The organism is Dellaglioa kimchii (assembly GCF_046115505.1).
In the GTDB taxonomy this organism is placed as follows: domain Bacteria; phylum Bacillota; class Bacilli; order Lactobacillales; family Lactobacillaceae; genus Dellaglioa; species Dellaglioa kimchii.
The window spans coordinates 950761-963189 of record NZ_CP170736.1 but is presented as its reverse complement, the minus strand read 5'-3'; the positions used below and the strand labels follow the sequence as shown (position 1 = coordinate 963189).

The 12429-nt window shown below is 32.9% G+C and carries 11 protein-coding genes; 8 read left to right on the top strand and 3 right to left on the bottom strand.

Annotated elements, in window-relative coordinates:
• The first annotated feature begins 159 nt into the window (after nucleotides 1-159).
• Complete coding sequence (locus tag ACE83Q_RS04885; RefSeq protein ID WP_409021614.1) at nucleotides 160-879, top strand: GntR family transcriptional regulator; 720 nt, start codon at nucleotides 160-162, stop codon at nucleotides 877-879.
• Between the two features lie 232 nt (nucleotides 880-1111).
• A complete protein-coding gene (locus ACE83Q_RS04880; RefSeq protein WP_409021613.1) occupies nucleotides 1112-1738 on the top strand; it encodes a hypothetical protein in 627 nt (208 codons plus the stop codon).
• A 313-nt stretch (nucleotides 1739-2051) separates the two neighbouring features.
• Here the strand turns inward: ACE83Q_RS04880 and ACE83Q_RS04875 are convergent, their stop codons facing one another.
• Entirely contained in the window at nucleotides 2052-2468 is a 417-nt protein-coding gene (locus ACE83Q_RS04875) for a hypothetical protein (RefSeq protein WP_409021612.1), read from the bottom strand.
• A 76-nt stretch (nucleotides 2469-2544) separates the two neighbouring features.
• Nucleotides 2545-3369 (bottom strand): helix-turn-helix domain-containing protein, encoded by an 825-nt coding sequence (locus tag ACE83Q_RS04870; RefSeq protein ID WP_409021611.1) that lies wholly within the window; start codon nucleotides 3367-3369, stop codon nucleotides 2545-2547.
• Nucleotides 3370-3557: 188 nt separating this feature from the next.
• Between ACE83Q_RS04870 and ACE83Q_RS04865 the strand changes: the two genes are divergently transcribed.
• On the top strand, nucleotides 3558-4412 hold the full coding sequence (locus tag ACE83Q_RS04865; protein WP_409021610.1) for a hypothetical protein: 855 nt from the start codon (nucleotides 3558-3560) through the stop codon (nucleotides 4410-4412).
• Between the two features lie 43 nt (nucleotides 4413-4455).
• Here the strand turns inward: ACE83Q_RS04865 and ACE83Q_RS04860 are convergent, their stop codons facing one another.
• Complete coding sequence (locus ACE83Q_RS04860) at nucleotides 4456-5448, bottom strand: LacI family DNA-binding transcriptional regulator (RefSeq protein ID WP_409021609.1); 993 nt, start codon at nucleotides 5446-5448, stop codon at nucleotides 4456-4458.
• Between the two features lie 126 nt (nucleotides 5449-5574).
• Between ACE83Q_RS04860 and ACE83Q_RS04855 the strand changes: the two genes are divergently transcribed.
• The 5 genes from ACE83Q_RS04855 (at nucleotide 5575) to ACE83Q_RS04835 (ending at nucleotide 12427) form a co-directional block, all read left to right on the top strand.
• Nucleotides 5575-6741: a galactokinase gene (locus ACE83Q_RS04855; protein WP_409021608.1), complete on the top strand. Its 1167-nt coding sequence runs from the start codon at nucleotides 5575-5577 to the stop codon at nucleotides 6739-6741.
• A 24-nt stretch (nucleotides 6742-6765) separates the two neighbouring features.
• Nucleotides 6766-8250 carry a UDP-glucose--hexose-1-phosphate uridylyltransferase gene (gene galT / locus ACE83Q_RS04850; protein WP_409021606.1) on the top strand — a complete coding sequence of 495 codons (1485 nt, stop codon included), beginning with the start codon at nucleotides 6766-6768 and terminating at the stop codon, nucleotides 8248-8250.
• A gap of 170 nt (nucleotides 8251-8420) precedes the next feature.
• Nucleotides 8421-9902, top strand: coding sequence for a helix-turn-helix domain-containing protein (locus ACE83Q_RS04845; protein WP_409021605.1), 1482 nt, complete (start codon nucleotides 8421-8423; stop codon nucleotides 9900-9902).
• A gap of 257 nt (nucleotides 9903-10159) precedes the next feature.
• Nucleotides 10160-11038, top strand: a complete 879-nt coding sequence (locus tag ACE83Q_RS04840) for an RluA family pseudouridine synthase (RefSeq protein ID WP_409021604.1) — start codon at nucleotides 10160-10162, stop codon at nucleotides 11036-11038.
• A 123-nt stretch (nucleotides 11039-11161) separates the two neighbouring features.
• On the top strand, nucleotides 11162-12427 hold the full coding sequence (locus ACE83Q_RS04835; protein ID WP_409021603.1) for a UDP-N-acetylglucosamine 1-carboxyvinyltransferase: 1266 nt from the start codon (nucleotides 11162-11164) through the stop codon (nucleotides 12425-12427).
• The last annotated feature ends 2 nt before the right edge of the window (nucleotides 12428-12429 follow it).

Below are 12429 nucleotides of genomic sequence, written 5' to 3'. Positions count from 1 at the left end.
AAAGACTCCTTTTAATTTTGTTTATAGAAAGCGCTTTCCACAAACAGAGTATAACAACAACTTTTTAATTTGTAAATACATATTTATAATTATTATGTTTACAAATTAAATAATATAATATAATATGTATATACAAATATACTGAAATGAGGTAGACAAATGTATAGGTATCGAGAAATATATTCAGATATTAAACGAGATATTTTAACAAATCACTATCGTGCCGGGGCATTATTGCCAACTCAAGAAATATTAACCGAAAAATATCAAGTTTCTAGATTAACATTAAAAAAATCATTAAATTTATTAAGTGATGAAGGATTAGTTTATAGTAAACAAGGTTCGGGGACATATGTACGACCAAGAATGGATAGTCAATCTACCGAGATGTTGCCTCTGGATCTACCAGTTGGTGTTACATATTCGCACCGAGATCAAAAAATATCGAGTAAATTAATACATTTTAATGCCCGATTACCAACAGAAATAGAACAAAAAAATCTGCAAATATTATCTAACGATCCAGTTTATGAAATTAAAAGGGTTCGATTGATTAATAAAAAGGTCTATAGTTTTGAACACTCAGTGATGCCAGTTTCAATTGCACCTATCGATGAAAAGGTATTATCAGGATCCGTGTATGACTATTTAGGGAGTCACGCGAACTTACAGTTAACAGATGCAAGACGAGTTGTTTATGCTGAACCAGCAAACAAAGAAACTAGTCAAGTTTTAGAAGTTTCCTTGGATAGTCCAATTTTTGTAATTGATCAAATCGCTTATGATCAAAAAGGCCGCGCCTTTGAATATTCGACGTCAAGATTTGTGAGCAATCATAATAAATTTGTCTTAGATGTTCATTTAAATAAAAACAACTAAAAAAGAGATTCCTGCAATAAAACATATTTAAAAACAAGTTCAAAATTTGGAGCCATTATAGGTGATCACTGTCGCATTGGAGCTTACACTATGACATATCCAGGTGTTACAATGGGGAAAAGTTGTGTTGCGTTGCCACATCTCATGATTAAAGAGGGTTTTTATGCAAATGACAGTAAATTATACTTACAAGATTATTATACTCACACAGTAAAAAAGGGATGTTAGACAAATGGGATCAAGAATAATGCATTTATCAATTGCACAAGTAATAAATAATAAGCATGGGTTTGGAAATGATTTTTTAATTGGAAGTATTACTCCAGATGTTAACAAAAATTCGAGAACACCCAAAGAGCTTACACACTTTATGGTGAAACGCGAAGATGGAGAACATGATATGTTTCCAAACATGTTTCTAGAGGAGTATGGAACATGTTTGAATACGTTTCAACTAGGATATTATCTTCATCTTATATCTGATGATATTTGGCTAAAAACTGTTTATAAAAAATATATTTTAGAAAACATGAGTTATAGTAAGGATGAAGCGCTACGAAGATTCTATTTAGACTTTCACTATTATAATGGTATTCTGATAAAACAATATAAACTGGTAATTTTGAAAAATAACAAATACTTATCGACTGGGGTCAACGAAATAATTGATCGTGATATTAGTGAAATTATTGAAGACTTGGATGCTGATTTTGATGATATGTCTATCGAAGACTTTCCAGGTTTACTTAAAAAAGAGGATGTAGAACAATATATTAACGTTTGTGTAAAAGAATTTGAAATTTTTCTCTTGAAAGGCAGCTATGATGGTGTTAAATTTGTTTTTTATAACGGTTTTTAGAAACAAAAATCTATATTATATAGTTTAAAAAAGTTGAAATCATTAAGGCGCTGCAACTATAATTTGAAACCTGGTGAACGGTTTAAATGATGGTCATTTCAGAATTAGATAGTTCTAACTCACAGAAAGTTTCAATTTTAATTCGTTCAGATTAGATTATACTAGACAAAAGATCAGCTCCTAGAAAGTGTGTTTGTGGTAAACACCATTTTAAAGGAAGCTGACCTTTTTTGTCCGAACAGCGTTCGGATTAATTTTACAAGCTACCAAGAAGTAACAAAAATTAGCCATACTCCTTGCAGGAATCTCTTTTTTAGTTGTTTTCAATTATTCGTTTAAAGCTTTGTAAGTTTGAATTAAAGGCATGTTTAGCGATTGGCATGAGTAATTTTAATGGTAAATGTGAATGCTCATTTTCAGACAAGTAAAAATTTTCTTCTAATAATGTTGTTGCATTTTTACTAGTCAAATTAAAAATTAGAGTGTATTCGAGTTTTCCTCCGGTACTTTCATAGTAGATTGTATCATTTTCTGAACTAACAGAAATTTCCTCATTTTTATTCAAAGCAGAATCTGTTCTGTAGATACTAAAATTATTATTACCAATTGGCTGTACCTGAATAATATCGGGTATCCATTTTAATAAAGTTTCCGGATTTTTTAAAAATAACGAAATTTTTTCTTTACTTGATTTGATTGAAATAACATTTGAAAATAATGGTTTTTCCATAGGATGAAACCTCCTTTTATTGATGACTTCATCCTATCCAATTTGAGAAAAAATTAAAAATCAGTATTCTGATATTCTAAATATTTTTATAAATTTGTTCATTAAAAAGGCCAGTTAGTAGCTGTTGCTTTTCAGTAGCGGCTAAAAAATTATCTTTATCTTCTGCTCTTTTTGCAATTTGAGCCATTAAATAAAAAGAGTTGGCTAACATATAGTGTGAGTTATGATCAGTAGCGAATTTAACAGACTTGTTTATCCAATTAAAAGACATTGTTAAATCATTGAGATTAAAATAGATAAGTGCTGTTAAATAGAATAAAATATTTTGATTCTCTTCATAAGATAATTTATTAAAGTCCAAAAAAGTTTGATCAATATATTTCTCAGCCTTATTTTGTAAATTTTGCTTCGCATATATAAAGGCCAAAGAGATGGTACCAAGCCGGGTAAGGGTATCTGGCAGAATTTTATTACGGGAAGCAAGGGACAACTTAATATATTTTTCGGTATCAATCAATTTATTTTTAGTATGTAGAGTTGCAACACCGATATAATAATAGTAAGCCTGAAGTTGCTTATCCGTTTTTAAATTATTGATGACCGTTTCTTGATTTAAAAACTGGAGTAACTCCTTGTATTGGTGCTGATTACATAACTTAGATACATGTTCGTTGAATTTATTTTCTGAACTGATATCAAAATTTTCTAGAAGACTTATTTGGTCTAAAGTAATCGATAATTTATGACATAGTTGGATTAAGAGCTGTGCATTAGGTGTGTATTTATTATTTTCAATAGCACTAAGCATCGATTGCGCACAAATATCTTTGGAAACTTCTTTTTGAGTTAAATGTAGCGACTGGCGAGTTTCTTTTAAAATTAATCCTAAGCTATTAGGCATGATATAACCTCTTTCTAGTTTGAAAAAGTTAAACAGTAATTACTGGGATAATAACATAATGGGGCATAATGATAAAATTTCATGATTAATAAATCAAACTACCATTTTTCAATCATGTCGCGTACAATTAACCTACAATTGGATGTTAAAATTTAACTAATTTGAGAATTAACAAAGGGGATAGAATCATGCGTGCAGAATTTCAAAAGCAACATACTGAGACCTATCAGGTAGACAACCATAAAGGGCTTAACGGTTGGATATCTTTCTTCTTGAGCCTTAGTTTAATCGTACTATTTGTGACAAGTGTCTTAAAAATAACCGTTTTGAATCAAACGTATACAGAAGACAAAATTCTAACAGATTCGAACGTGACACTTGTGACACGACAAATGAATGATGGTATTTCAAATATTGCAACATTAAATGATGTGCCAACATCAGCAGTCAAAGATGCTTTAACGAATCAACAAGTTACTGACATTGCGAAAAATAGTCTTAGTAACGTATATGCTGGAAAACAAACTGTCATCAACCCAACTGAGATTACCAATCAAGTTGCCAGCAATGTTATGAAAAAAGCGGACACATCAAATCCGTTGGTGAGCGCTAAAATTGATGAGATTGTCGCAACTTTTAAAAGTAATTTAAGTGAATATTTAACGAATAATGTTCAAACGCCATACCTTTCAAAAGTTTCTAGCACAGTTAGTTCAGTAAAATCAACTGTCCAAACAGCCTTTATGTATAGTTTAATAGCCTCTATTATTTTTGCGCTGCTCTTACTAGTTATTAATCGTGCGTTCTTTATACCGCTTAAATATGTCGGATTTAGTGCGATCTGGAGTGGTATTTTAGTTGCAATTGGTTCTGCAGTTGCTTTGTACAGTGGCCTAATTGGTATTGTGTCTAGTAAAGCTTCTGTTTTTACTGATATTGTGAATAATTATATCAGTGACACATTTAATACCATGTTAGTGGGTAGCTTAATTCTACTTGCTGTTGGTCTAGTATTCTGGCTAATTGGTCGTAATAAAAAATAAAAAACAACTGATGTTCAGATTAATTTCTGAATACCAGTTGTTTTTATTTGGAACTATTTCTAAGTGTTAAGGTTGTTCCAATGGTAATAATCTGAGGAATTATTTCAGTCATCGACATTTGAGTGACTAATAGTTCTGCGGCAGATTGACCCATTTTTTCTGTATAAACTTTAACTGAACTAAGCGTAGGAAAGGTATATTCAGCAATAGATGTATCATTAAAACTAATTAAACTGATTTGTTCTGGCACCTTAATTGATGCTTCATTCAATGCACGTAATGCACCGACAGCCATTGCATCATTTGCAATAAACAACGCTTCTGGTAAATTATTTGATTGATCATTTAATAATTTTAATGTTAATTGATAACCTGATTCTGGCGTAAAATCACCTGTATAAACCCATTCAGGATGGTAATTGCTAGTACGTTCTAAGTGATTTTTAAAGTGAGTGAAGCGGGAATCTGGGCCTAAATTCACATCATCAAATGTGCTTTCTTGTCCTGCAATCATACCAATTTTAGTTAAATTTTGTTCTTTAAAATGGTCAATAACGGTTGTAACTGGTGTTTTGAAATCAGTCATGACGCAACTAATACCAAAATTTAGTGTGTTCATATCAACAAAAACTAAATTAGAATTTAGCTCTTTAAATTCGGCTATTTGTGCTGCGCTGTATTTACCGATAACAATAGCACCAAGTGTATCAGTCAGGGCGCTGAATTGATCATTTTGGAAAAAACGTGTAATTTCATAGCCGAGTTCAATTAATTTACGTTCGATACCAATTCGAATTGAAAGGTAATACAGGTCATCTAATTCTTCTTTTTCTGTATACCATTCAATAATAGCAATCTTACCTTGAGGTGTACTAGATTTCTTTTTGTTTTTTGAATAATTTAAACTTTCAGCTGCTTCAAAAATTCGTTTACGCGTATCATCGCCAACGGATAATGTTTGATCGTAATTTAACACGCGAGAAACAGTTGCATTAGAAACTTTTGCCAACTGTGCAATGTCTTTAAGTGTTGCCATGACTACCTCCTGATTGATTGGTTATGTGTATCAGTTTACCATAATAAAAAGAATGTCGTAAAAAGATTGTAATTTTAGTAAATATTTAGTAAAATGAAAGCGGTTAATAAATTGGAGGAAAATATAATGAAAATTAATGAATTAAAGAGCGAATTTAAAGATGTTTACGGTGTGGACGCAAATGCAAGTTACTTCTCACCAGGTCGTATCAACTTAATTGGGGAACATACTGATTACAATGGTGGACATGTTTTCCCAACAGCAATTACATTGGGCACATATGCAGCTGCAACAAAACGCGATGATACAACAATTAATATCATGTCAAATAACTTTAAAGATAATGGTGTTGTCTCATTTGATTTAAGTGATTTATCATATCAAAAAGAACATAACTGGGCTAATTATCCAAAAGGGATGATTGTTTACTTGAAAGAACAAGGTTATGTTATTGATAAAGGATTAGATATTTTACTTGAAGGTAACATTCCCAATGGTGCTGGCTTATCATCATCTGCATCAATTGAATTATTGATGGGTGTTATTTTAGAAGATCAATTTAATTTAGACATTGATCGTGTTGATCTTGTTAAAACAGGTGTCATGGTAGAAAATAAATTTATCGGTGTTAATTCAGGAATTATGGATCAATTTGCAGTTGGTATGAGTAAAGCAAACCACGCCATTTTATTGGATACGAACACACTAGATTACGATTTAGTACCAATTGATTTAAAAGACAACGTTATTATTATTATGAATACAAATAAACGTCGCGAATTAGCAGATTCTAAATACAATGAACGACGTAGTGAATGTGAAGCAGCATTAGCATTATTACAAGAAAAAAATGACATTAAATCATTAGGTGACTTGGACAATGCTAGCTTTGATTTACAAACATATTTAATCCAAAAAGAAAACCTTCTAAAACGTGCGCGTCATGCAGTTTCAGAAAACCAACGGACGATTATGGCTCAAGAAGCTTTGAAAAATGAAGATTTAGTACGTTTCGGTAAATTAGTTAATGCTTCACATGTTTCATTACAATTTGATTATGAAGTAACGGGTATTGAACTTGATACACTTGTTGAAACAGCATGGGAACAACCAGGAGTACTAGGTGCTCGAATGACTGGTGCCGGTTTTGGTGGTTGTGCGATTGCCATTGTTGCTAAAGATAAAGTTGACGCATTTGAAAATGAAGTGGGCCGTATCTACGAAGAAAAAATCGGTTATGCACCAAGTTTCTATTTAGCAGAAATTGCTGATGGCGCTAAAAAATTAGATTAAGCATAAAGAGATAGAGGGAAAAACATGGATTCTAAACAATTAATTTCAAAATTCGTCGATAAAGTTATTCAGTTTGATCCAACGACTTATTCGTCAGATGATAAAATTTATTTAGTAAACGTCGTTTTAGATTTGGTTGGTGAATCAGAGATAGAAGTGACTGAACCAGTCACTGACACGATAATTGCTGTTAAAGATGAATTACTTAATTTAGCAATTAAAAACGAGAAAATCAGTGCTCTAATCGCGGAGCAAGATATTCTTGGTGCTAAATTAATGGATCTAGTCACACCAATTCCAAGTCACGTGAATAAACATTTCTGGGATTTATATGCAAACGACCCAGAGAAAGCTTTGGCTTATTTTTATGAATTAAGTCAGGCTAACGACTACATCAAAGTTGCAGCTATTGCGAAAAACATTGCTTATCAGGTACCAACAAATTATGGTGACTTAGAAATCACCATTAATTTATCTAAACCTGAAAAGGATCCAAAGCAAATTGCTTTAGCTAAAACAATGAAACAAACGGGTTACCCTAAATGCCAATTATGTATGGAAAATGAAGGCTATGCTGGCAGACTTGATTTCCCAGCTCGTCGTAATCATCGGATTATACGGTTTGATTTGGGGGATGCAACATGGGGCTTTCAATATTCCCCTTATGCTTACTTCAATGAACATTCAATTTTCTTAGATGAAAAGCATGAACCTATGGTAATTAATAAAACGACATTTTCAGATTTACTCCAAATTGTTAAAAAATTCCCGGGTTATTTTGCGGGAAGTAATGCAGATTTACCAATTGTAGGTGGCTCAATTTTAACGCATGAACACTACCAAGGTGGACGTCATGATTTTCCAATGGCAAAGGCAGAAATGAGTCAAACAATGCAATTTTCAGGATTTGATGACATTCAAGCAGGTATTGTGAATTGGCCTATGTCAGTCATACGTTTAAATGGTGAAAATGCAGAACGATTAGCTGATCTAGCAGCAAAAATTTTAACGTCTTGGCAAGAATATAGTGATGCCGATGCGCAAATTTTGGCAAAGGATGCTGACGGGACACCGCACCATACGGTGACGCCAATTTCTCGAATGCGTGATGGTCGTTATGAATTGGATTTAGTTTTGCGAGATAATCAGACATCGGATGAATTTCCAGATGGTATTTATCATCCACATGCTGATGTTCAACACATTAAAAAAGAAAACATTGGCTTGATTGAAGTTATGGGATTGGCTATTTTACCACCTCGTTTGAAAACTGAAATAACAGAGGTTGAGAAGTATCTAACAGATCAACCAAATGATATGGCAGCTTATCATAAAACTTGGGCTGATGAAATCAAGCGTGATAATTCGATGATTTCTAAAGAGACTGTTAGTGAGCTTGTACAAAACGAAGTTGGAAAAGTCTTTATGCGTGTCCTTGAAGATGCTGGGGTTTATAAACAAGATAACCACGGTCAACAAGCATTCGTTAAGTTTATTAAACAAGTTTAAACGTAAAAAGATTAACTTCTTTAAGTTAATCTTTTTTATTTAGGAATTAGCAATAATTGTTAAGATAGTGTTAGAAAATTCTCTTTTTAATGTTTTGTGTTAAAATAAAATATATAATATTCTTACTAAAGTTGACATGCTGATAGCTATGAGAATTCTCGGAGGAATAGATGTACAAAAAAGATATCCTAGATCGACAAGAGTTTTTAATATGTGAAATTATTGAATTGTTATCATTAAATGAACATGGGTTATCAAGAAAAGTAATCTGTGATCGTTTAAATGTTTCAAATACAGCCTTACGGGTTGCGTTAGAACAATTGGATGACGAATTCAATTCAGGTGATGAACCTTATATGATCATAAAAAAGAATAACGTTCAATTCGTAGGTAAAGGTAAGATTAATTTTTACGAAACTGTTTACCGTTATGTAAAAAATTCTATTAATTACCAAATTTTAATGGCATTCTATCATGATGAAAATAGCAGTATTGAAAATTTAAGTCTTAGTTTAAATGTTAGCGAATCATCTATTTTCAGAAGAATTAAGCAACTTAATAATTTATTGGCTGAATTTCAGATTAAAATTGCACATGGCGAATTAGTCGGCTCTGAATTACAAATTAGATTTTTTTACTATTCACTATTTTTAGCAACAGATTTTAATTACGATGATACGATAGAAGCAGGCGTTATTCTAGAGTACATTAAGGTATTTGAAAAGTATTTTGATTTTAATGTGAACGATAGTAATTTAATGAGGACCAAAATTTGGATGAAAGTTAGCGTTCACCGGATGATGCGAAAAGATCGCGATAATTGGGTGATTTCTGATGATTTAGCAGATATGGTTGCAAATAATTCACTATTTAATCAGGTTGAAGAAAAGATGCACGATATTTATGTTAAATTTTCAAATAAAATTGATTTCCATTTTGAGAGTACCTTGTTGTATGCTTGGACAACCGCTTTTGTTTCAGTTCCTTCAAGTGCCTATCTGTCTCGTGATTTTATTGCAATTAATCGCGCGAATAACACTAGACTTCAACAAGCTGTTGAATATTTGGAACAAGGATTTGAATCTAAATTAGATGTTAAAATTGTTGGTGAAAATGTCAGTGAATCATTGTACCCGATTTGTACTGAAGCATTTTGTTTTCATGGAACGATGGATGCTGTGGGAACTTATATGATGAATAGTTATCGAAAAAAATATTCAAATCATTTAGTTCGACGTCATGTTGAGATTGCAATGGATGAATTAATTGATAGTCCGTTGTTAGCTAAGAATTGGTCTGATTTCTATAAGCAGTACCGACAACCCTTTATTGATAAAATGGTTGAGATTTTTAGTGCTAGATTATTAGAAAAAGAAACCATGTTAACGGTTGGTGTTGATCTAAATGCGAACGAGCGAATTAAAGAATTATTTGTCAGAAATACGAGTCAAGATTTGAACGTTAATTTACGGGTTAATGTCAGTATTTATGATTCTAGCCAACGATATGATATGGTGGTCACTAATTTTATGAATAAAAATTATAAAAACAATGCATTTGATAAATATATTATTACCGCACTAGGACTTGATAACGATACGCCGGAGATAGGGAAAAGACTATTAAACGTGAATAGAAAACACTATCAGTAAAAATGTTTCTATATTTTTTTTTGATAGTACAACCCATGAATCATTCGGTATACTCTATATTATAGAGAACTAACAAGAGATATTCGTGGGGGATTTCTTTTGAAGTATTAAACAGTATCGAATCGGGCAAACATTTATTTATTACAAAATAAAAAAGGACGATTATAATTTAACAATTATAATCGTCTTTTTTTATAGGCTACTAAGTGTGATAAGATAGAGAATAAACGTTATGACGAGAAATGAAGGATAATGACATGCAATTTACGCTAACAAACAATGGTGAAGGCACAATTAGTTTAAAAAAATTTTTAATTGAGGTTGGCGTTAGTAAACGATTAATCGCCAGAATTAAACAAGGTGAGGGACAAGTTCGAGTTAATAAAAAGAATGAATATTGGGATTATCAACTGATTGATGGTGATGAAGTTATTTTGACGTTGCCAGAAGAACCAGATAACGATGCCATCCATGCAAGTGATGAACCATTAAATATCGTCTTTGAAGATGAAAACTGGTTAGTAGTCGATAAACCAGCAGGAATGGTAACCGTTCCAGGCCCATCTAATGAAGATACAACATTAGTTAACCGTGTTAAAGGTCATTTGATTGCAACTCATTCAAGTAGTTTGGTACCACATGTTATTACGCGTTTGGACCGTTTTACAAGTGGGCTTGTTTTATTAGCTAAGCATGGATTTGCACATAGCTTGATTGCTGCTCAATTAAGTAATGGTCAGTTAGAAAAATCATACTTAGCCATTGTTGCAGGTGACGTTAAAAGTGACCAAGGAGACATTAAAGAACCAATTGGTAAAAAGGAAGGCGAAATTCGTCGTTCTGTTATGGCTGAAGGAAAAGCCTCAGAAACAACTTATAAAGTTGTAACGAGATTTCCAGACTATACATTAGTTGATGTGAAGTTAGTTACGGGCCGAACACACCAAATTCGTGTACATTTTGATTTTATCCATCATGCTTTGGTTGGGGATGCGTTATATGATGGCCCAATGGACAAAGGTATTGATAGACAGGCATTGCATGCTGCTAAATTAAGCTTTGAAGATCCATTTACGGGTAAAAAATTAGCTTTTGAATCAGAACTCCCAGCTGATATGGCTCAATTATTAAAATAGTATCAGGCAAGATTGTATATTTGGATAAAGTGGCGAATATCTATTGTATTTCGTGAACTTTTTCTTTACTATTAATATAGTTATAATCAATTTATGAAAGCACTTTAAGTGAGGAAATAATAAATGAAAAAGATGATTATTAGAGGCGGTAAAAAACTGTCTGGCGAAGTAATAATCGGTGGTGCTAAGAATAGTACTGTGGCATTGATTCCTGCAGCTATTCTTGCGGATACACCTGTGCATTTTGACAGTGTCCCCGATATTTTAGATGTACATAATTTAATGAAAATTTTAGATCAAATGAATGTTAAGTCTGAATTTAATGCCGGTAACTTAATGGTAGATCCTACAATGATTAAGGATGAACCTTTACCTGGTGGTGCCATTAAAAGTTTAAGAGCTTCTTATTACTTTATGGGTGCCTTATTAGGTCGATTCGGTCGTGCAGTTGTTGGATTTCCTGGTGGTGATAATATTGGACCACGTCCGATTGATCAACACATCAAGGGATTTAAAGCTCTTGGCGCTGAAGTTATCGAAGAAGAAGACGCTGTGATTATTACGAGTGGCCCTGAAGGATTAAAGGGAGCCCGTATTTTTATGGACCTTGTTTCAGTGGGCGCAACAATTAACATTTTATTGGCTGCTGTCCGTGCAAAAGGAACCACAATCATTGAAAATGCTGCAAAAGAACCTGAAATCATTGATATTGCAACATTCTTGAATAATATGGGTGCTCATATTCGTGGTGCGGGGACTGGTGAAATCAGAATACAAGGTGTTGATAGTTTAAAAGCTGTTAATACGCATACGATTATTCCAGATCGTATTGAAGCTGGTACTTATATCTCACTTGCTGCTGCAATGGGTGAGGGTGTTTTAATTAAGAATGTTATTACTGAACATTTAGATTCATTTTTAGCTAAACTTAGCGAAATGGGTGTTACTTTCCAAGTGAACGAAGATAGTATTTTTGTTCCTGGTGGCGATAAAATTATCCCAATTGAAGTGACAACTTCACCATATCCTGGGTTTGCAACTGACTTGCAACAACCTATTACTGCCGTTATGCTCAAGGCCACAGGTGAGAGCCGTATTATTGATACGCTTTATCCTGAACGGATTAAACACATTCCAGAAATGCAACGAATGGGCGTTAAGATTGAATCGAAAGATGGCATTATTCGAATCAACCAATCAACTGAATTAACGGGGCAAACTGTTTATGCAGATGAAATTCGTGCAGGTGCTGCATTACTTGAAGTTGCTTTGATGACTAATGGAACGACTGTCATTGAAAAAGCCGATAATATTTTACGTGGTTATGATTGCGTTGTACAAAAAATGACAAATTTATCTGCTGATGTAGAAATTATTGATGAAGATTAGGT